The sequence below is a fragment of the Leisingera sp. F5 genome (genome assembly GCF_001593695.1).
In genome coordinates this window covers 84,483-103,969 of record NZ_LUKH01000017.1, presented here as the reverse complement: position 1 = coordinate 103,969, position 19,487 = coordinate 84,483, and the positions used below count along the sequence as shown (strand labels likewise).

Sequence of the window (19,487 nt, the reverse complement as noted above, 5' to 3'; positions counted from 1 at the left end):
TCAGCCTCCGCCGATGAGAAGCGCAACCGGAGCCTGGAATTTCTTCAGCAGGTTCAGCGTGGGTGCAGGTATAGGATCGAATTTGGCGGTTCTCTCAAAGCTCAGCAAAGCGCTGCGGCCTGCTGCGGATTGATCCATGGTTGTCAGCACTGCCAGCAGCACCTGGGAAAACGCGGCGGGGACATCAGGCGGAACGCTGACGACATGGCGCGGGATGGCTTTGGTTTCCAGAATGATTGCAAGATCGTCAAAATCGCCGCCCGCATGCATTTTCAGGCCGCGCAACGACATGGCGCCGGCATCCACCAGCCCGCGCAGCACCCATTCGATGGTGTTTTCGTCGTCGCCGGAAAAGACATAGGCGCCGCCGCTGTCCGGGCGCGCGGCCCGGGGGCTGGGGAGAGCGGCCAGAGGGGCGATCTGGTCCCCGATGGCCAGCCGCGGCAGGAAATAGCCGCTGGAGGAAAACGGTTCCTCGAAGGCGACCAGCTTGCCTTCGAGGTCCTCAAGCGACCGGATGCCGCTGTCCCGGCGGGCAAAGATAACGGATTGGTATTGGGCGGTTCCCTTTTTCCACCGGCGGGCCAGAAGGCGGCTGCCGCATTTGGCGCGGACCGCAAGCGATACCAGCGGGCTGTCGATGTAAATGTCGACAGCCCCTGTGCGCAGAAGTTCCGACATGTGGGTGATGTCGCGCGCAATGGTGACGCTGCCGCCAGTGACACCCTGATCCTGCAGCTGCGCTGCCAGATGCCGGGCAAATGGCAGGAAGGCGCGGGTTTCCTTGACCGGCTCGTCGCTGATGGTGCCGATCACCAGCATGCGTGCCGCGGCGGTCCGGCTGGTCAGCAGACCAAGGCACAGGCAAAGGCAGAGCAGAAACACCGGTCTTTTGAAATGCATGGTTGGCCCCTTTCGCAACGCAGCGCGACTGATGAATTCTTCATTATCGGATAAATTGCGTACCGAAAGGTAAAAGGTCGATTTTTAACTTGTGTTCTGCCGTTCAGTGGAGGGCGGTTTTTTGAAATCCCGGCGGCTCCGCTGCTGAGATCATGGCGCAGGCCCGCGGTGGCGCATGCGGACAGGCCGGGTCAGGGCAGGGCGCCGGCTGCGCGCTGTTCATGTGCAAGAGGTGCAGGGAAAAGGGGAAGCGGCTGCGCCGGCGGGCCAGTCAGGGGCGACTAGGCCAAGTCAGACAGGGCTGCCGCTGCTGTTTGCAAGGCGGGCAGGAAATCCGTCAGGTCCTGCAGGCTGCGGCGCTGCACCGGGGCGTGCACCGACAATGTGGCCAAGAGCCGGCTGTGCGTGTCCCGCACCGGCACGGCGACGGCGACCATGCCGGAGATGAACTCCTCGGCGTCGGTGGAATAGCCGCGGCTGCGGATGGCGTCCAATTCAGTGCTGAGCGCAGCCGGGTCGGTGCAGCTTTGCCCGGTCACTGCTTCCAGCGGCCGGGCGTGCAGCACGGCCTGCAGGGTGGCGGGTTTCAGGGTCGACAGATACATCTTGCCGCTGGCGGTGCAGTGGAACGGCACCTGAGTGCCGATCGGAAGCTGGATGCGCAGCGGCCATTTGGTTTCCACCCGGTCGAGATAGATCATCCCCTCGCGGTCGGGAGTGGCCAGGTTGCAGGTCTCGCCCAGTTCCTCGGCAACGCTTTTGAGGATGCTGAGCCGGGCGGTGCGCAGATGTTCCGACGACATGGTGTTGAGCGCCAGCCGGCGCAGGCGGGGGCCGGGCCCGTAGGCCCGGCCGTCGAGGTCGCGCTGCAGGAAGCCTTCACTCTCGGCTGTTTGCATCAGCCGGTGAACGGTGGGCTTGGGCAGGCCCATTGCCTCGATCATTTCGGCCGGTTTCACGGCGACGCCGCGGCGGGCGATCTCCTCCAGCAGCACCAGAAGGCGCAGGTTGGTGGGGATTTGCCCCTCTTTCTTATCGGACCCGTCCTTTGCCATCGCCGCCTTATCCCTATTTGCCCGGCAGCAGCACCAGCGCGAAGTCGGGAACCAGTGAGACCAGCACCCAGACCCCGATCAGGGCTGCGAGGTAAGGGACTGTATAGCGGAGCAGGCGGAAATACGGAACACCGGTCACGCCGGACGCGACATAGAGATTCAGCCCGTAAGGCGGGGTGATGAAACCGATGGAAGCACCGACCAGGAAGATCACCGAAAAGTGGATCGGATCGACCCCGACCGAGGCCGCGATGGGGGCCAGGATGGGGGCGAGGATGATGGTGACCGGCAGGCTTTCCAGCACCATGCCGGAGAAGAACACAATCACCATCGAGGTGAACAGCACCGCGTGGTAGCCGCCCATCGAGGTGACAAAATCGCCGATTGTCTGCTGCGCGCCCAGCAGCGACAGGATCTGCTGCATCACCACCGAGATTGCAATCAGCGGCGCCAGGATGCCGGTGATCTGCGCTGAACGCACCACGATTGAGGGGATCTGCGGGATGGTGAAGCCTTCGACCACCAGCATCTCGGCATAGGATTTCTCCTCCCAGGTTTTATCGTTGCTGGCGCCGGTGACTTTGGTCACCACCCAGGACAGCACACCCGCGATGACGCAGAAGCCGACGGTGACGCCTGCCGCCTCGGTGGGGGAGAATTTGCCGGTGTAGATGCCCCAGAGCACCAGCCCGATGGCAAAGAAGCCGAGCCAGGCGCCGAAGGCGGTTTTCAGCACCCGGTTCAGCTGCAGCGGGATCAGGAAGCCCCAGCCGTTGCGGCGGCAGATGATCCAGCAGGCCAGCTGCATGCCGACGACCATCATGGCGCCGGGCAGGATGCCCGCGACAAACAGGTCCGAGATCGGCAGGTTCATCAGGAAGCCGTAGACGATGAAGATGATCGAGGGCGGGATGATGATGCCGACGGTGCCGCCTGCGGCGGCGGTGGCGGCCGAGAAACGCTCGTCATAGCCGCCCTTGACCATTTCCGGGTGCAGCATTGAGCCGATAGTGGCGGTTGTCGCCGAGTTTGAGCCTGAAATCGCCGCAAACAGCCCGCAGGCGCCGAGCGAGGCCATCGCCAGCCCGCCGCGCATCCAGCCAAGGCAGGCATAGGCAAAGTCGGACAGGCGCCGGGCGATGCCGGACTGGTTGATCAGGTCGCCGGTGAGAATGAACAGCGGCATCGCCAAGAGGGCAAAGCCCTTGTTGAAGACGTTCAGAAGCTCGGCGCCCATATTGTCGAGCGTCAGCCCCAGCACAAAGGAGCAGCCGATCACCCAATAGCCGATCACCAGCAGCACCGGTACGCCCAGCATAAACAGGAAGGTGACCCCAAGCGAGATCAGTGTGACCCAGGTGCCTGTATCCATTACACGTCTCCTCCGATCACGGCCTGTTTGATCAGCGGTGCGCCGCTGCGGTAGTTGCGGATGTCATCGGCAAGGTTTTCAAACACCCGGCCGATCATCAGGATAAAGGCCAGGGGTGCGGTGATCAGGAACCACCATTGCAGCACGCTGTCGGTGCCCAGCACGATCTGAAAGTTCGAGGCCGACAGGGCGGTCAGCCTTGTGGTGGTGACAAAGACAATGACGGCAAAGCCGAACCACAGCACCGCGTCGAGCGTCAGGCAGCCCATCTGCGCCCAGCGGGGCATAATGGTGCGGAATTCATTGAAGCTGAGATGGGTGCGCAGGCGCACGTTGAAGGCGGCGCCGAACCAAGCCATCACCATGAACAGCAACGGCGGGATGGTGGTGGACCAGGGCTGCTGGTTCTTGAACACAAAGCGGTCGATCACGCCCCAGAAGATGATGAAGGCAATGGCCAGATAGCTCCACACCATGATGGTGCGCTCCAGGTGGCGGTCCAGCAGCGGCACCAGCCGGTAGACCAGCATCACCAGCAATCCGCCAAGGGCCGCTGCAATGGTGCCCAGCACCCAGGCGGCGTTGCTTTGCAAGGCGTTGCGGATTTCCCAGCTGTCTTGCGATGCAAATGCGCTGAAAATCGCACCGATATCAGACCAGAGCGTCATTCGTTCCTCCCATGAAGCCCCCGGTCTCCCGTTCCGGAGGGGCAGGCCCCGGCGCGTCTTGCGGCGCCGGAACCCGTTGTTTCAGCCTAGGCAGCGGTCAGCCCTTCCACCAGCGGCGCGGTTCCACGTTTTCGGGCTTCATGTCTTTGTCGACTTCGCGCGCGATGTTGTAGATTTCCTGATAGGTGTCGATGCCGCCGGCCCAGCCGTTCAGCCGGTCGCGCCATTGTTCCCACAGCTGCGGCTGGAACTCGGGCGAGCACATTTCCTCGGCCATGCGGATTTCGCTGTCCGGCAGGAAGGCGGGGCGCACGTTGTGTTCGACGAACATGGTGCCCGGCAGCTGCGGGTCGGAGAAGCCGACGGTTTTGACCAGTGCGGCCTCGTTCGCGGCCTGGACATGGGCCTGGGCCCAATAGGCGCTCTCCATCACCGCGTCCTGCAGGTAGCCTTCGAGCCCGTCAAAGACCTTGGCCGACATTGAGGTATGTTCGGTGCCGCAGAAGAATTTGAGGTCCACCGACTGCGAAACCACCGGCGACATGTTGGCGTAGGCCACCGCAGAGGCCCAGGTTTCGGCGCCGTCGATCAGGCCCTGTTTCAGCCCGTCGAGGGTTTCCTCCCAGGCGACCGGCACCGGGTTCAGGTTCAGCGCCTTCATGGCGATGCGGCCCAGCTGGGTGCCAGTGACACGGTTCTTGGTGCCGAACAGCTGCTCCAGTTTGGTGATGGTGGGCGCGTCTTTGTATTTCAGGCCCAGCTGGATGCCGCGGAGTTCACAGTGGCTGAACAGGAACTTCAGCCCGTGGCGTTTTTCCAGCGGGTCGCGCAGAATTTCCTGGCTCTTGGGGTGATACAGGAAATGATACTGCGAGGCGCGGCCGGGGAACATGAAGGCATAGTCCAGCACGTTCAGATAGGGCGCGCCGCCGGCCGAGTTCTGGGTTGAGGCGGCGTAGATATCGACGATGCCCTGCTGGGTTTTCTCCACACAGCTCAGCTGGCCGCAGATCTGGTTGTCGCCGATGAATTCAATGCGGATCTCGCCATCGGTGCGGGATTCAAGGTCGCGGGCGAACTCCAGCGCGCCGGCCCGTTCGATCAGCAGGTTGCGGGCGTTAAAGCCCGAAGCGCCGAATTTCAGCGTGTGCTTGGCGGGCTTGGAAAAGCGCCGCTCGTAAGTCGATTCTGCTGCCGAGGCGAGATTCGCCAGGCTCATCGCGCCGCCAAAGCTGCCCGCCGCCAGCAGGGTCGAGCTCATCCCGTAAGTGCCTGCAACCTTGAACAGATCCCGCCGCGATATGCGGTTCAGTTTGTCGGTGACCCCCATAATTTTCCTCCCTAAGATCAATTATTGAGACGTTTGGTATCAAAAATAGCTAGCTTATTTCATGCAATCTGTATAGAAGTTTTTTCCTGACAGAGTCGGGAGAGGGTCGTGGAAGCAGATTTCATTGTTATCGGAGCAGGGTCTTCGGGCTGCGTGATTGCCAACCGGTTGAGTGCGGATCCGCGCAACAAGGTGGTGCTGCTGGAGGCCGGAGGACGGGACACAAACCCCTGGATCCACATTCCGGTCGGCTACTTCAAAACCATGCACAACCCGTCTGTTGACTGGTGTTACAAGACGGAAGCAGATCCGGGGCTGAACGGGCGGTCGATCGACTGGCCGCGGGGCAAGGTTCTGGGCGGTTCGTCCTCGCTGAACGGTCTTTTGTATGTGCGCGGCCAAAAGGAGGATTACGACCGCTGGCGCCAGATGGGCAACGAGGGCTGGGGCTGGGACGATGTGCTGCCCCTGTTCAAACGATCCGAGGATCAGGAGCGCGGTTCGGATGAATTCCATGGCTCCGGCGGGCCGCTGACAGTCTCTAACATGCGTATTCAACGCCCGATCTGCGATGCTTGGGTGGCGGCGGCGCAGGAGGCGGGATACCCCTTTAACCCCGATTACAATGGTGCCGCGCAAGAGGGGGTCGGCTATTTCCAGCTGACCACCCGCAACGGGCGGCGCTGCAGTGCTGCGGTGGCGTTTTTGAAACCGGCGCGGGGGCGGGCCAACCTGCAGATCATCACAAATGCGCTGGTGGAAAAGATCGATCTGGACGGGCGCCGGGTCACTGGCGTGACCTATCTGGACCGCGCCGGCCAGCGGCAGAGCATCACGGCGCGCAAGGAGGTGATCCTGTCGGCGGGGGCCATCAACTCGCCGCAGACACTGATGCTGTCGGGGATCGGCCCGGCGGAGCAGCTGAAGGCCAACGGTGTTGATGTGGCGGTGGATCTGCCGGGGGTGGGGCAGGGGCTGCAGGACCATCTGCAGGCGCGGCTGGTCTACAAATGCAATGAGCCGACGCTGAACGACGAGGTGCGCAGCCTGTTCAATCAGGCGCGGATTGCGCTGAAATACGCGCTGTTCCGGGCCGGGCCGATGACAATGGCCGCCAGTCTGGCCACCGGTTTTATGAAAACCCGGCCTGATCTCGCGACGCCGGACATCCAGTTCCATGTGCAGCCCTGGTCGGCGGACAGTCCGGGCGAGGGGGTGCATCCGTTCTCAGCCTTCACCATGTCGGTGTGCCAGCTGCGGCCGGAAAGCCGCGGCGAGATCCGGCTGGATGGGCCGGATCCGAAAAGCTATCCGAAAATTCACCCCAACTATCTGGCGACGGAGACGGATTGCCGGACCCTGGTGGACGGGGTGAAGATTGCCCGGCGCATTGCCCGGCATAATCCGCTGGCGTCGAAGATCGCCGCGGAGTTCCGGCCCGATGCCAGTCTGGAGATGGAGGATTACGCGGGCACGCTGGACTGGGCGCGCGGCAATTCGGTGTCGATCTATCATCCCACCGGCACCTGCAAGATGGGGCAGGGAGCGGATGCGGTGGTGGACGCGGACCTGCGGGTGCATGGGGTGCAGGGGCTGCGGGTGGCGGATTGCTCGATCATGCCCGAGATCGTCTCGGGCAACACCAACGCGCCGGCCATCATGATCGGGGAAAAGGCCAGTGATCTGGTGATGGCTGCTGACTGAGAATGAGGCGGCGGCACTCCGCAGACTGCCGCCGCCTGTGGTTTTTTAGATCAGGAAATGGTCCTCGCTCAGGGCTGAGGCCTGCACATCCAGCAGGGTGATCGATCCGTCGCTTCCGAGGTCGATCAGCGCATTGCCTCCGTCCTGCGAGATCGCGCCGGAGAGATCGTCAAAGCTGTCAAAGCCAAAGCCTCCGCCAGACAGATCCAGCAGCTCGCCGCCGGCAGCGGTGTTGAAGTCGCGGATCACGTCATCGCCGAAGCCCTCGTTGAAAACAAAGGTATCGGCGCCGCGGCCGCCCGTCAGCTGGTCATTGCCGTCCCCCCCGGTCAGCACGTCGGCCCCGCGTCCGCCTTCGATGCGGTCGTTGCCAGTGCCGCCGTCCAGGGTGTCGCGTCCGCGGCCGCCCTCGATCCGGTCATTGCCTGCACCGCCTTGGGCCAGGTCGCCGCCGCGGCCGCCAAACAGCACATCCGCACCATCGCCGCCGTCCAGGGTATCGGCGCCGCGCTGGCCGCGCAGCAGGTCGTTGCCCCGTCCGCCGTCGATATAGTCGCTGCCTGCACCGCCGGACAGCACATCGGCGCCGCCTTCGGCCAGGTCGACCACGATGCGCAGCAGCTGTTCCTCGCCGCCGTTGCGGGTGAAGTCGCCCTCAACCGGATCCACGATGGTGCCCGCAGCGGTGGTGCCGCCCAGGACATTCACTGGCGTGCCGCCGGGGAGGCCTTCGGAGCCGTTGAAACCCTCGTGCTGGCGGACCACGCCGTTCTCGACGGTGCCCTGATCGCGGGCGGTTTGGTTGAGGAAGGCAGCACCTTCTTCGGTGTTCACCTCGGTGCCGGCATCCAGCACATCGCTGCCGAAGCGTTCGATCACCAGCGGCCCGGCAAAATTGCCGTCGGCGTCAAAGATGAAGTCCTGCAGCGCATCGTCGGGCGAAGCCAGGAAAGCATCGTTGGAGGGGATGATCATCGTGGCCCAGGTAAAGAAACCCTGGCCGACCTGATCGGCACTCACATTGAGGGTGAAGCTGGCGCTTTCGCCCGGATCGATCGGCCCCGGCGCGCCGCTGCCGCCGATGATGGTGGCGTCAACGCCGCCGTCGATGACCTGCTGGTTGAACTCGGCGGCGATGCCTTCGACGCTGCCGTCTTCGGCAATGCGCTCCAGCCCGCCGCTGGCGGCCTCGCCATCAGTCCAGAGGTCAAAGTTTTCGCCGTCGTGGAAGCCGAACCAGACCGGGGTCAGGAAGGTGCCGCCTTCATCCAGGGTGTTGGTCACGGTGACGGTGATTGCCTCGCCATCGCCAATGGCATCGCCGCGGATCACGTCATTGCCGCCGCCGCCGTTGATGGTGTCGCCGCCAGCGCCCCCGGCCAGCAGGTTGTCGCCTGCGTCGCCGTTCAGAACGTCGTTGTTCGACGAACCGGTCAGGTTTTCGATGTTCAGGAGCGTGTCCACCACTGGGCCGTTCGGCCCCTGATAGACTGCGGCGCCGGAATTCAGGTCGGCGATTACAGCCGCGCCGATGTCCTGGAAATCCGCAGTGTCGATGCCCGCGCCGCCGTCGGTGATGTCAGCGCCGCCGCCGCCGCGCAGGATGTCATTGCCGTCGCCGCCCTCCAGCACGTCAGCGCCGCCGCGGCCCACCAGCAGGTCGTCGCCGTCATTGCCGGTCAGGGTGTTGGCGCCGCTATCGCCGAACAGCTGATCGTCATTGTCCGAGCCGTCGAGGTTCTCGAACCCGCTGAAGTTTTCAAAGACGGTGGTGGTTTCATTCGGCTGATAAGACGCGCTGCCGGAGCCCAGATCAGCGACCACCTCAGCGCCGATGTTGATGAAGCTGTTGGTGTCGGTGCCTTCGCCGCCGGTCAGGAAATCGGTGCCGCCGCCGCCCGCAATGAAGTCGTCGCCATCGCCGCCGTCAATGGCGTTGGGGGCGGCCCCCAAGGCGCGGATATCATCGCTGTTGGAGGAGCCGGTGATGTTTTCAATGCCGGTGAACTCTTCCTCGATCAGCGGGCCGTTGCCGCCGCCGCCGGTGTAGGACGCCGTGCCTGAGCCGTCGGCGTTCAGCACCACGGTGACACCGGCGATTGAGGCATCTGCGGCGCCTGCATTGATATTGGCAAAGGAGTTGGTGTCGATGCCCGCGCCGCCGTCGATGGTGTCTACGCCGCCGCCGCCGCTGAGGATGTCGTTGCCGGAGCCGCCGCGCAGGTCGTCATTCCCACTGCCGCCTTCCAGTTGATCGCTGCCGCGGCCACCGCGCAAGACGTCGTTGCCGGAGCCTCCGTCCAAAGTGTCGGCGCCGCGGTTGCCGCGCAGGTCATCGTTGCCATCACCGCCGTTCAGCTCATCATCGCCGCGGCGTCCGCGGAGGATGTCATCGCCGCCATTGCCGTTCAGCAGATTGGCGCCATTGTCTCCGCGCAGATCATCGCCGTCATCGGAGCCTTCCAGATTTTCGATGCTGATCAGCGTGTCGGTCTCAGCCACTTCATCAAAGACGTTGCCGTCATCGGCACCGGCGTCCAGCCCGTTCACGTCACCGCCTGCGTCCTGCACGATGTCAGTGATCACCGGACCGTTCTGCCCGGCGGGGGCATTGTGCAGGTGGATGGCGCTGACACCTGCCACCGGCAGCAGATCGGATGCGGCCAGGCCAGTCACCGACAGGTCCGAGCTGTAGGTGATGCTGCTGCCGTCGATCACGATCACCACCCGGCCCTGGCCAGTGGCCTGGGAGTCGCTTGCGCCGTCCGGCTCCTGCGCGGCATCCAGATCGGCAACCAGAGTCAGCGTGCGGATGCCGCCCTCGGTGACATCGCTTTCAACCAGCAGCTGGCCGCGGATTTCGCCGCCGGGGAAGTCATTGGTGTGAATGTTGTAGTAAAGATTGCCAGCCGCGGCCTCGTCCACCAGATCCGCGGGGGACTGGTCTGTGGTCAGCGACGCCAGCGGCTGATCCTCCACCACCACCGCAAAGCCGGTCTCGCGGGTGGCGGTGCCTGTGCGCAGCGCTGCCGCGACCGGCACGTCGATGTCGCGGTAATTCGCGGTGTCCGACCCGGCGCCGCCGTCCAGCGTATCGTCCCCCAAACCACCGGTCAGGGTGTCATCGCCGCCCAGCCCCTGCAGTTCCTCGCTGGCATTTGTCCCGATGAGAGGGTCCGGGCCTTCTGTCCCGGTGATCGGACCCATGTTGTTTTGTACTGTCATTGTCTTTCCTCCAATAGCACCGGCGCAGCTCCGTTTGCGCACGGTTGCGATTGAACCTGTGAGGGGGCGGAGGAAACGCAACGCATCAGATTTGAAGCGCTGCGCGTCATTTTAAAGAAAGCGGGGAATTTCACGTAAGGCGCTGTAAGAGTGTGGAATTTTTCCAGGTTCACGGCGGCACAAGTAAATTTGAGTGGTGTTACAAAGGGGCTGGCAGTAGCTGGAGATAGGCACTCCTTGCTGCCCTTTTGATTTTGCCACATGAGTCTTCCGGCGTGATGCGATCCGTTTCCGGCCCCAGACCCGCCCCCGTGATGAGCCAGAACTGGGATCTGTTCCGGTTCTTCCTGGCGGTTGCGCGCGCAGGCAGCATTGCGGGCGCGGCGGGGCAGCTGGCGGAAAGCCCGGCCACCGTCGGGCGCAAGCTGCGGGAACTGGAGACGGCCTTGTCGGCCACCTTGTTCGACCGCAGCATTTCCGGGGTGCAGTTGACCAGTTGCGGCAGCCTGATCCTGGCCCGTGCCGAGCAGATGGAGCATCAGGCGCGGCTGATCAGCGAGGCGGTGTCCGGCAACGACGGCCAGCTGGCGGGCACAGTCACCGTGGCTGCCCCCAGCGGGCTGGGCCAGACCCTGCTGGCGCCGCAGCTGCGTGAGCTGCACAATTTGCATCCTGAGCTGCGGGTCAAGTTGCTGTTGTCGACCAGCAAGGTGAACTTGCTGAACCGCGAGGCCGATATCGCGGTGCGCATCGGCACCCCCAGCCAGGAGCGGCTGGTGGGCCGCAAGCTGGGCGCGGTGGGGTTCGGGATCTATGCGTCGCATCTGTATCTGGATGCGCTTGGGGATTTTGAAACGGCTGCGGATCTGGAGGGGCACAACGTCATTGCCGCCGCGGGCGATCTGGCGCAGACGGTGCAATGCCAGGAGTTCGCGGCGGTCTCAGAGCGTTGCAATGTGGCGCTGACCACGGACAGTATCTTTGCCCAGATGGAGGCGGTGAAAAGCGGGCTGGGGATTGCGCCGTTTCCGAAATATCTAGGCCAGTCGCATCCGGATCTGGTGGAGCTGCTGCCGGGGCAGCTGCGGGCCACGGCGGATCTGTGGCTGCTGATGCATCCCGATACCAGCGGCATGGCGCGGATTCAGACGGTGCAGGAATTTGTCACCCGGGTTTGCAAGACCGCCCTGGCGGGCGGCGGCGCTGTTACTTGCCCTTGATCCGGACGGTGTAGGTGGTTCTGGCGCCTGCAGGCGGGGCCGGGAAGGGGGCGGCACGGCGGACCTGGGCCAGGGCGATGCTGTCGAGCTTGGCGGAGCCGGAGCTTTTGGCGATGCTGGCGGTGCGCAGGGCGCCGTTTGCGGCGATGGAGAACCGCACCAGGGCGGCGCCGCGGATGCTGACCCGCTGCCGTTTGGCCCGCATCACCCGCCGCAGCACCTGGCCGCGGTAGTTGTCTGCCGCGGCGTTGCCCTGCTGCTTGGCGGTGCCGGGGGCTTGGGTTGCCTGCCCTGCTGGTTTTGCCGCGCGCCCTGCGGCGGTTCCCTGTGCTGCGTTCTGATCGCTGTTGCCGCGCGGGGTGGCTTTGCGGGGTTTAGGCTGGGGTTTCGGTTCCGGCGCCGGGTCAGGCCTGGCCTCGGGCAGCGGTTGCTGTGCTGCGGGTTTGGCAGGCTGTTCGGCTGGTGTCTGCTCCACGGGGTCCGCTTGGCCGGATGGCAGGATCGGCGCGGCGTTTGGCACTGCCGCGGGTTTTGCTGCTGTGGGAGCAACCGGCTGTTGCGCTTCGGGAGTGGGTTTGCGGGGAGCGTCCTGCACTGGGTGCTCCGCCTCAAGAACATCTTCGGCCTTAACCGGCGCACCGGTGCCCTGCGCCAGATCGGCAAAGGCAACGCCTTCAGCTGCCAGACCGGTGTTGCCGCCTGCCTGCTCGGCCTGTTCGCGGTCTGTCAGAAAGGCAGCGCCTGCGTGGGCGGCGACGGCGAGGAACAGGGCTGCCGCACCTGCGAGCCGGGAGTGCGGCACCTTCATTGCAGCGCTCGTTCGGAGATGATCAGCACCCGCTTGGCGCCGGCGGCGCGCAGGGCGTTGCCCAGTTGCACCAGGTCGCGGGCGGGCAGGTTGCGGTCGGGAACGATGCGCACCGCAGCGCGGTCTTCGCCGGGCAGTGCCGCCACATAGGCAGCGGCGTCTGGCAGCACTGCGCCGCGCAGGGTCAGGCGGCCGTCGGCGTGGATCACCAGCGTATCGGGCGGCTCGCGGCCCTCCAGGTCCTTCGCCTCGATCAGGGTCAGATCCTTGTCCAGCGGCACCGCCAGGGTGCCGGCGATCATGAAGAAGATCAGCATCAGGAACACGATGTTGATCAGCGCAATTGTTGGCTCCTTCTGCGCGGGGGCGGGCGGTTTGATGCGCATCAGCCGAGCACCAGGGTTTGCAGGCCGGCGACGGTGCGCAATTCGGACAGCAGGTCCACCAGCCGCTGGGAGGAAGCGTCCGCGCCGGGGCTGATCAGCACCAGATGGCCGCCGGATTGCGGCTGCAGCCGGATCAGCCCGGCGATCCGCTCCAGATCGGCGGGCTGGCCGTTCAGGGTCAGGCTTTGTTCGCCGAGGGTCACGAACAGCATCTGCTTGCCATTGCTGCCGGGACCCTGGCCTGCGGCCATTAGTTCCACCTCGCCGAATTTCGAGAAGGTGGAGGTGAGCATGAAGAACAAGAGGAGCAGGAAGATCACGTCGATCAGCGAGGTCATCGACAGACGCCTGCGTTTGGGACCCTGCAGTTTAACCGCCATGAGCTGCCTGCAGGGATGCGTTTGCCGGGGCAGGAGAGGAGGGGGCAAAGACGGTGCGCAGGACGCGGTTGGCAAAAACCCGTTCGCGCTGCATCCGGGCGGTCAGCCAGCTGAGCACCAGCGAGGTCGGCATCGCCACCGCCAGCCCCGCGGCGGTGGTCAGCAGTGCCACCCAGATGCCGCCGGCCAGCAACGATGGATCCACCGAGGCGCCTGCGGATTGCAGTTTCCGGAACGCCTCGATCATGCCGATGACGGTGCCGAACAGCCCCAGAAGCGGCGCCAGCTGGGCCACCACGTCCAGCGTTCCCAGGCCGCGTTCAAGCCGGGAAAACCGCTCTTCGGCCTCGGCGTCGGCGCGGTCGGCCCGCATCTGGTCCGGAGGGCCGTCCAGCGCCAGCCGCATCACCGGCACCAGATAGGATTTACTGTGGTTGAGGGTGTTCCGGGCCGCGTCTGCCTCGCCCCGGTCCCAGGCTGCGACCGCCGCTGCAAGGGCGCGGTGCTGGCCGACCCGTGCCATGCGGTACTGCCAGATCTTGTAGAGCACCAGCGCGCTGGTCAGCACCGAGGCCGCCAGCAGCAGCAGCACTACCGGGCCGCCCAGATCCAGCACCTTGTTCAAGGCGTTTTGCACGATGGTCATCCTGCCAGCTCCATCACTTTGGAGCTGAGGCGCAGGCCGCGGCTGCAGGCGCCTTCGGGCAGGCCGTCGCCGGCGCAGGTGCCGGCGCCGTTGATCAGGACCTGGCTGATGCCGTCGCAGGCTTGCGGGAACTGGAACTGCCGCACGCGCAGGCGCCCGGCAGGAAGATCCTGGAAATCAAGAAGAGTGAGCCGCGCGACCTGGCCCTGGGCGCCGAACAGGACGGTTTCATAAACCGCCTGATCGACGTCCCGGGCATGAGTGTTCTGCACCACAAAGGACAGCTTGCAGGCATCGCCCGCCGTCTCAGCCGCGCTAAGTTCGATGGAGATACCCGGATTGGCGGCATCTTCTGCCGCTGCGCCGTTTGCCGCCAGTGCGGTGGCCAAAAGCAGGGATTTCAGGGCTTTACGTCCATGTGCCATGTCGCACCTCTCGGGGGTTTCCTTTGGGGATCAGAAGGTTTTCGCCAGCGTCAGCTTGAAGTTGCGGCCTGCGGCGTCGCGGGAATAGAGGCTGGGCCGGTAGGCGCGGTCAAAGGCGTTCTCGATGCCAAAACGGATCTCGGCGCCTTGCAGCAGGCCGGACTGCGGGGTGTAGGTGGCGCGCAGATTGTGGACGCCGTAGCCCGCCACAGCCGTTCCTGCGGCATCAAAGCCGGATTTCGCCGCCACCAGTTCCCAGCTGAGATCCAGCGTCTCGCCGATGCGTTTGCCCAAGGTCAGGCGCAGATCGTCTGATGCCAGGTTGCGCCAGCGCGAGGCGGTGCCGGTCAGGAACTCCTCGCCGTCGGGCAGGTTGGCGTTGAGGTCCGCATAAAAGCCGGAGTCGAGCGCATAGCCGGCCTCGATCTCGAAACCGCTGGTGTCGACCTTGTCGAGCGGGACAAAGGCGAAGAAGGGCGGCGCAGGCAGGGAGACAGAGCTGACATAGGAGGTGATATCGCGCAGCCGGCTTTGGTAGTAGTTCACCTTGACCGCCAGGCTGTCGTTTGCCGTGAACACATCCGCCGCCGCATAAGAGGCGCCGATTTCATAGGTGTGCGAGCGTTCGGAGACACCGATGCGGGCGGCATTGTCCAGATCGTCGATCACCGGCAGGTTTTCGGTGTAGGCAGCGCTGCCGAACAAGGCAAAGCCGGTATCAAACTCATAGCGCAGTGACAGCCCGCCCATCAGCGCCGAGGCGTCGTGGTTTTGCGAGCCGTCATGCGCCTCGATCTCCTGGGACTCATAACGCAGGGCGGGGGTGGCGGTCCAGCGGCCGATGGAGATGTCATCGACGGCAAAGACCGCGTAACGCTTGGCGGTGCCGCCCGGCGCGGAGGAAGCATTGAGGCGTTCGCGGCGCGACAGCTCAACCCCGGCGCGCAGGTCGTGGGCCGCGGCGCCGGTGGTGAAATAGCTGCTGTTCTTCACAGTCAGCTTGGTGGTTTCATAGCGGTGGTCGGCGTCCTGGGTGGCGCTGCTGAAGGGGGTTCCCGCCGGGCCGCTGCGGGCGCAGTTCGGATCGGCGCGGACCACGCCGCCGTCGTCGCAAAAGGCGCTGCCAGCGATGTAGGACTGGGTGATTTCCTGATCCGAATAGGTCAGGTTCACGTCCAGATTGACCAGATCATTGCCAACCGGGTTCCACTGGTAGCGGATGCCGGCAACCCGGTTATCAATGCGCCGGTCGACCCTGCCGAAGCTGGTGCTGGTGGTGCCGAAACCATCGTAGGGCACGTCTTTTTCGTCGTTCGCACTGTCATTCAGCGAGGCGGTGAGGGAATGTTCGCCCGCATCGCCAAAGGTGTATTTGCCCTTGATCAGGTAAGAGGGCGTGCGCGACTGGGTGTTGGCCACCTGACTGCCGTCGCCATTGTCGTATTCGGCAGTGTCGCGCAGGGTGTAATTCAGCAGCAGCTCAAAATTGTCCAACGGCTGCCAGGCGACGATCGAGGAGGTGGCGAACCCTTCGCCGTTGCTGGTGGCCTGCAGGGTCTGACGGAAGCGCAGGCCGATTTCGCCGCCGGTGAAATCCGAGGCGTCCTTGGTGTCCAGCTTGACCAGCCCGCCGATGACGCCGGAGCCGTATTCAAAGCTGCCGATGGTGCCGCGCAGAACCGAGACCTCTTTGTACAGCTCGGGGTCGGTGAACAGCTGGGTGCCGATGCGGTACAGCTCCTCGGAGCCGGTGGTGGCGCCGTCAACGATCACCTGGACCTTCTGGTCGGTGCCAAAGCTGCTGGTGGCGCCGAAGCCGCGGATGTTGATGCCGGCGCCGCGCGGGGTGTTGCCGTTGACCAGGTTGACGCCGGGCACCGAGTCGATCAGCTCGCCGATGGTGCCGGCCTGGCGGTCGTCGATTTCCTCCTGGGTGATCACGGTCAGCGGCACAGCGGTGCCGGTCTGCACCTCGCGCTTGCCCTGGCCCAGGTCCACCGTGCCCAGGAAATCCGTGTCTTCAATGATTTCCTGGGCGGCCAGGCTGCCCGCACTGGCCATCAGGCCCAGCATTGAAACGGTACTTAGCAGGAGCCGCCCGCTATGCCGTTTCTTGTGGTGTTTCCCCATCTCGCGTCCCTTCGCATCTGTCTGTTCTGTTGAACCGGATGCTTGCGTCGGGGCTGGCGAGGTCGTTGGTTTGATTTTGCGGATTCACAAATTCCGCTTGAGCCTGTTAATAAAGGTGATAGAAACAGTCAACATAAATTAACGCGCCGTAAAATGCGGCGGCCAGCTGTTGCGCGCCTTGTTTGCCGCCGTTGCCAGCCCTTTCCAATCTCCCAGCTGAGAGGGCTGACATGACTGATACTCCGATGACGCCGGCGGCGATCCGTGCCGCACGTGCTGAGCATTCCACCCTGCGCGACCGTGATTTTGCGGACAAATTCAGCATTTTCGAGGGCCAGCTGGTGGCGGCCTATGCAGGTGAAGGCGTGACCCGCATCAAACCCGCGCCGGATGATATCATGCCGCGGCTTGCCGCATTGGGCGAGGTGATGGCGCTGACCCGCAACCCGTCCTGCGTGATCGAGAAGGTGGGGATTTATGACAATTACCGTTCGGGCCAGCATGCGGCGATGGTGCTGAACGATGCGATCGACCTGCGGCTGTTCCCCAAACATTTCGTCACCGCCTTTGCAGTGGAGCGGGAGACGGACAAGGGCATCAGGCGGTCGCTCCAGATTTTCGATGCCGCCGGGGATGCGGTGCATAAGGTGCATCTGCGCGATGCCTCGGATCTAGCGGCCTGGGCGCAGCTGGTGGCAGACCTGAAACTGGAAGACCAGAGCCAGACACTGGCGGTGGAGCCGCGCAAACCGGCGGAGGCGCCCAAGGGCAACCCGGACAAGGCCGATGCGCTGCGCGCAGAATGGGCCAAGATGACCGACACCCACCAGTTCCTGCGGCTGGCCTCGAAGCTGAAGATGAACCGGCTGGGCGCCTATCGGCTTGCCGGGAAACCGCTGGCGCGGGCGCTGGAGACGGGTGCGGTGAACGCCATGCTTGAAGCGGTGCGCGATCAGGGCGTTGAAGTGATGATCTTCGTGGGCAACATGGGCTGCATCGAAATCCACGGCGGACCGGTGAAATCCCTGCGCGAGATGGGGCCGTGGCAGAACATCCTCGACCCCGGTTTCGACCTGCATCTGCGGCTGGATCATATTGCCGAAGTCTGGGCTGTCACCAAACCCACCCAGCGCGGCGATGCGGTTTCAGTTGAGGCGTTTGACACGGAGGGCGGCCTTATCCTGCAGGTCTTTGGCCACCGGACGGAGGCCAGGGATCACCGGCCCGAATGGAACGGCATTGTTGAAGGCCTGGCTTCCCTTGCGGCGGCGGAGATGGCCTGATGTCTATATTGTCCCGTCTGTATCTGGGGTTGAACCTGGTGATTGCTGCGGCTTTTGCAGGCCATATGGCGCTGGCGGAACCGGCCGGCCGCATCGTTTCGGTTGGCGGTTCGGTCACCGAGATCGTCTATGCGCTGGACCAGCAGCACCGGCTGATCGCCCGTGACACAACCTCTGTCTTTCCGGCCGAGGCCCGGCAGCTGCCGGACATCGGCTATCAGCGGGCGCTGGCGCCGGAGGGGGTGCTGTCGGTGGCGCCGGACATGATCCTGGCGATTGAGGGCGCCGGGCCGCCGGAGACGCTGGATGTGCTGAAGGCGGCTGAGGTGGACTATATCAGTGTGCCCGAGGATTTCAGCGCCGAAGGCATCGCCCGCAAGATCCGCACTGTGGGCGCCGCCCTGGGCCGGCAAGACGCGGCTGAGATTCTGGCCGGGCAGGTGAGCGCGGAAATCGCCGCCGCCCAGGCTGCGGCGGCAAAGGCGGCAGGCGGGGCGCCCCGGACGGTGCTGTTTGTGCTGTCCACCCAGGGCGGGCGCATCATGGCCGGCGGTGCGGACACGGCGGCGGACAGCATTATCCGGCTGGCGGGCGGCGTGAATGCGGTGACGGGGTTCGCGGGCTACAAGCCGATGACGGATGAAGCCATCGCCGAAGCCGCGCCGGATGTGATCCTGATGATGGACCGTGGCGGCGATCATGGCATCCGCACCGGGGACTTGCTGGCGATCCCGGCAATCCAGCCAACTCCGGCGGCGCAGAACGGTGCCATCGTGCGGATGGATGGGCTGCATCTGATCGGTTTCGGCCCGCGCACGGCCTCGGCCATCACCGGATTGAACCAAGCGCTTTATGGCGGGGGGGAGCAGGATGTCGTTGGCCATTGATGCACCTGCCGCCGCGGACCGGGGGGTGGACCGCCGGGTGCAGGCGCGGCGGTTGACTGCGGTGCTGGCCGCCCTGCTGGCGGGGATGTCCGTGTTTTCGCTGGCCTGGGGCGCCTCGGGCACCTCGCTATGGGGCGCGCTTGGCGATCTGGCGGCGGGCCGCGAGCTGAGCCGTCTGGACCGGATCATCCTGTTTGATATCCGGCTGCCGCGCCTGGTGCTGGGGGTTCTGGTGGGGGCAGCGCTGGCGGTGTCCGGCGCGCTGCTGCAAGGGCTGTTCCGCAACCCGCTGGCGGACCCTGCCATCGTGGGTGTCAGCGCCGGGGCCGGTCTGGCGGCGGTGGCTGCGATTGTGCTGGGCACGGCGCTGCCTGCCGCAGTTCAGCAGGCGGCGGGCAGTTACCTGGTGTCCATTGCCGCATTTTTCGGCAGCTGGATTGCCATTCTGGTGCTGTACCGGATTTCCACCCGCGGCGGCCGGACCTCGGTTGCGACCATGCTGCTGGCGGGCATTGCGATCAGCGCGCTGGCCAATGCGGGCACCGGCATGATTACCTTTATGGCGGATGACAGCCAGCTGCGCGACCTGACCTTCTGGAACATGGGATCCTTGGCCGGCGCCACCTGGGCCAAGGTCATGGCCGCTGCGCCGGTGATTTGCCTGGCGCTGCTGGCGGCGCCGTTTCTGGCCCGCGGGCTGAACGGGCTGGCCCTGGGCGAGGCAGCTGCCGGCCATACCGGCATTCCGGTGCAACGGGTGAAGAACACTGCCATTCTGACGGTCGCTGCTGCCACCGGCGCCGCAGTGGCGGTGTCAGGGGGCATTGGCTTTGTCGGCATTGTGGTGCCGCATCTGCTGCGTCTGGCCACCGGGCCGGACCACCACAGCCTGCTGCCCAATGCGGGTTTGCTGGGGGCCGCGCTGCTGCTGGCGGCGGATATGATCGCACGCGTGGCTGTTGCGCCGGCGGAGCTGCCCATCGGCATCATCACGGCGGTGCTGGGCGCGCCGTTCTTTCTGTGGATCCTGCTGCGCCGTTTCGGCAGCATGGGCATTTAGGAGGC

At 64.6% G+C, this 19,487-nt stretch carries 17 protein-coding genes; 5 read left to right on the top strand and 12 right to left on the bottom strand.

Going from position 1 to position 19,487, the window contains the following annotated elements; all coding sequences use genetic code 11:
* From A2I95_RS13755 to A2I95_RS13735, 5 genes are all read right to left on the bottom strand, one after another.
* Complete coding sequence (locus A2I95_RS13755; RefSeq protein ID WP_291730405.1) at positions 1-903, bottom strand: phosphate/phosphite/phosphonate ABC transporter substrate-binding protein; 903 nt, start codon at positions 901-903, stop codon at positions 1-3.
* 281 nt (positions 904-1,184) lie between these two features.
* Positions 1,185-1,958: an IclR family transcriptional regulator gene (locus A2I95_RS13750; protein ID WP_291730404.1), complete on the bottom strand. Its 774-nt coding sequence runs from the start codon at positions 1,956-1,958 to the stop codon at positions 1,185-1,187.
* A gap of 13 nt (positions 1,959-1,971) precedes the next feature.
* Positions 1,972-3,330 carry a TRAP transporter large permease gene (locus tag A2I95_RS13745; RefSeq protein WP_291730403.1) on the bottom strand — a complete coding sequence of 453 codons (1,359 nt, stop codon included), beginning with the start codon at positions 3,328-3,330 and terminating at the stop codon, positions 1,972-1,974.
* Entirely contained in the window at positions 3,330-3,998 is a 669-nt protein-coding gene (locus A2I95_RS13740) for a TRAP transporter small permease (RefSeq protein WP_291730402.1), read from the bottom strand. The genes A2I95_RS13745 and A2I95_RS13740 overlap by 1 nt, the downstream gene beginning before the upstream one ends.
* Positions 3,999-4,095: 97 nt before the next feature.
* Positions 4,096-5,328: a TRAP transporter substrate-binding protein gene (locus A2I95_RS13735; protein ID WP_291730401.1), complete on the bottom strand. Its 1,233-nt coding sequence runs from the start codon at positions 5,326-5,328 to the stop codon at positions 4,096-4,098.
* Positions 5,329-5,436: 108 nt separating this feature from the next.
* On the opposite strand from A2I95_RS13735, the gene A2I95_RS13730 reads away from it, so the two are divergent.
* Positions 5,437-7,032, top strand: a complete 1,596-nt coding sequence (locus tag A2I95_RS13730) for a GMC family oxidoreductase (protein ID WP_291730400.1) — start codon at positions 5,437-5,439, stop codon at positions 7,030-7,032.
* A 45-nt stretch (positions 7,033-7,077) separates the two neighbouring features.
* On the opposite strand, the gene A2I95_RS13725 is transcribed toward A2I95_RS13730, so the two are convergent.
* Positions 7,078-10,257, bottom strand: a complete 3,180-nt coding sequence (locus tag A2I95_RS13725) for a spondin domain-containing protein (RefSeq protein ID WP_291730399.1) — start codon at positions 10,255-10,257, stop codon at positions 7,078-7,080.
* A gap of 314 nt (positions 10,258-10,571) precedes the next feature.
* Between A2I95_RS13725 and A2I95_RS13720 the strand changes: the two genes are divergently transcribed.
* Positions 10,572-11,477: a LysR family transcriptional regulator gene (locus A2I95_RS13720; RefSeq protein WP_291730398.1), complete on the top strand. Its 906-nt coding sequence runs from the start codon at positions 10,572-10,574 to the stop codon at positions 11,475-11,477.
* Here the strand turns inward: A2I95_RS13720 and A2I95_RS13715 are convergent.
* From A2I95_RS13715 to A2I95_RS13690, 6 genes are read right to left on the bottom strand one after another with little or no spacing between them, the layout of a single operon-like run.
* Entirely contained in the window at positions 11,464-12,285 is an 822-nt protein-coding gene (locus tag A2I95_RS13715) for a TonB family protein (protein ID WP_291730396.1), read from the bottom strand. The genes A2I95_RS13720 and A2I95_RS13715 overlap by 14 nt on opposite strands.
* Positions 12,282-12,671, bottom strand: coding sequence for a biopolymer transporter ExbD (locus A2I95_RS13710; protein WP_291730395.1), 390 nt, complete (start codon positions 12,669-12,671; stop codon positions 12,282-12,284). Before A2I95_RS13710 ends, A2I95_RS13715 begins: the two co-directional genes overlap by 4 nt.
* A complete protein-coding gene (locus A2I95_RS13705; protein WP_291730394.1) occupies positions 12,671-13,051 on the bottom strand; it encodes a biopolymer transporter ExbD in 381 nt (126 codons plus the stop codon). The genes A2I95_RS13710 and A2I95_RS13705 overlap by 1 nt, the downstream gene beginning before the upstream one ends.
* Positions 13,041-13,697, bottom strand: coding sequence for a MotA/TolQ/ExbB proton channel family protein (locus tag A2I95_RS13700; RefSeq protein ID WP_291730393.1), 657 nt, complete (start codon positions 13,695-13,697; stop codon positions 13,041-13,043). Before A2I95_RS13700 ends, A2I95_RS13705 begins: the two co-directional genes overlap by 11 nt.
* Positions 13,694-14,122, bottom strand: a complete 429-nt coding sequence (locus A2I95_RS13695) for a hypothetical protein (RefSeq protein ID WP_291730392.1) — start codon at positions 14,120-14,122, stop codon at positions 13,694-13,696. Before A2I95_RS13695 ends, A2I95_RS13700 begins: the two co-directional genes overlap by 4 nt.
* 30 nt (positions 14,123-14,152) lie before the next feature.
* Complete coding sequence (locus A2I95_RS13690; protein WP_291730391.1) at positions 14,153-16,195, bottom strand: TonB-dependent receptor; 2,043 nt, start codon at positions 16,193-16,195, stop codon at positions 14,153-14,155.
* Between the two features lie 287 nt (positions 16,196-16,482).
* Between A2I95_RS13690 and A2I95_RS13685 the strand changes: the two genes are divergently transcribed.
* The 3 genes from A2I95_RS13685 to A2I95_RS13675 are packed head-to-tail and all read left to right on the top strand — an operon-like array spanning position 16,483 to position 19,482.
* Complete coding sequence (locus tag A2I95_RS13685; RefSeq protein WP_291730390.1) at positions 16,483-17,535, top strand: ChuX/HutX family heme-like substrate-binding protein; 1,053 nt, start codon at positions 16,483-16,485, stop codon at positions 17,533-17,535.
* Entirely contained in the window at positions 17,535-18,422 is an 888-nt protein-coding gene (locus A2I95_RS13680) for a hemin ABC transporter substrate-binding protein (protein ID WP_291730389.1), read from the top strand. The genes A2I95_RS13685 and A2I95_RS13680 overlap by 1 nt, the downstream gene beginning before the upstream one ends.
* The gene (locus A2I95_RS13675) at positions 18,406-19,482 is read left to right on the top strand and encodes an iron chelate uptake ABC transporter family permease subunit (RefSeq protein ID WP_291730388.1); all 1,077 of its coding nucleotides are present in this window, start codon (positions 18,406-18,408) and stop codon (positions 19,480-19,482) included. Before A2I95_RS13680 ends, A2I95_RS13675 begins: the two co-directional genes overlap by 17 nt.
* Positions 19,483-19,487 lie beyond the last annotated feature (5 nt).

Excerpts from the sequence above, each read along its gene's own strand:
- A2I95_RS13755 (WP_291730405.1), bottom strand. The coding sequence starts at position 903 with ATGCATTTCAAAAGACCGGTGTTTCTGCTCTGCCTTTGCCTGTGCCTT.
- A2I95_RS13750 (WP_291730404.1), bottom strand. The coding sequence starts at position 1,958 with ATGGCAAAGGACGGGTCCGATAAGAAAGAGGGGCAAATCCCCACCAAC.
- A2I95_RS13745 (WP_291730403.1), bottom strand. The coding sequence starts at position 3,330 with ATGGATACAGGCACCTGGGTCACACTGATCTCGCTTGGGGTCACCTTC.
- A2I95_RS13740 (WP_291730402.1), bottom strand. The coding sequence starts at position 3,998 with ATGACGCTCTGGTCTGATATCGGTGCGATTTTCAGCGCATTTGCATCG.
- A2I95_RS13735 (WP_291730401.1), bottom strand. The coding sequence starts at position 5,328 with ATGGGGGTCACCGACAAACTGAACCGCATATCGCGGCGGGATCTGTTC.
- A2I95_RS13725 (WP_291730399.1), bottom strand. The coding sequence starts at position 10,257 with ATGACAGTACAAAACAACATGGGTCCGATCACCGGGACAGAAGGCCCG.
- A2I95_RS13720 (WP_291730398.1), top strand. The coding sequence starts at position 10,572 with ATGAGCCAGAACTGGGATCTGTTCCGGTTCTTCCTGGCGGTTGCGCGC.
- A2I95_RS13715 (WP_291730396.1), bottom strand. The coding sequence starts at position 12,285 with ATGAAGGTGCCGCACTCCCGGCTCGCAGGTGCGGCAGCCCTGTTCCTC.
- A2I95_RS13710 (WP_291730395.1), bottom strand. The coding sequence starts at position 12,671 with ATGCGCATCAAACCGCCCGCCCCCGCGCAGAAGGAGCCAACAATTGCG.
- A2I95_RS13705 (WP_291730394.1), bottom strand. The coding sequence starts at position 13,051 with ATGGCGGTTAAACTGCAGGGTCCCAAACGCAGGCGTCTGTCGATGACC.
- A2I95_RS13700 (WP_291730393.1), bottom strand. The coding sequence starts at position 13,697 with ATGACCATCGTGCAAAACGCCTTGAACAAGGTGCTGGATCTGGGCGGC.
- A2I95_RS13695 (WP_291730392.1), bottom strand. The coding sequence starts at position 14,122 with ATGGCACATGGACGTAAAGCCCTGAAATCCCTGCTTTTGGCCACCGCA.
- A2I95_RS13690 (WP_291730391.1), bottom strand. The coding sequence starts at position 16,195 with ATGCTGGGCCTGATGGCCAGTGCGGGCAGCCTGGCCGCCCAGGAAATC.
- A2I95_RS13685 (WP_291730390.1), top strand. The coding sequence starts at position 16,483 with ATGACTGATACTCCGATGACGCCGGCGGCGATCCGTGCCGCACGTGCT.
- A2I95_RS13680 (WP_291730389.1), top strand. The coding sequence starts at position 17,535 with ATGTCTATATTGTCCCGTCTGTATCTGGGGTTGAACCTGGTGATTGCT.
- A2I95_RS13675 (WP_291730388.1), top strand. The coding sequence starts at position 18,406 with ATGTCGTTGGCCATTGATGCACCTGCCGCCGCGGACCGGGGGGTGGAC.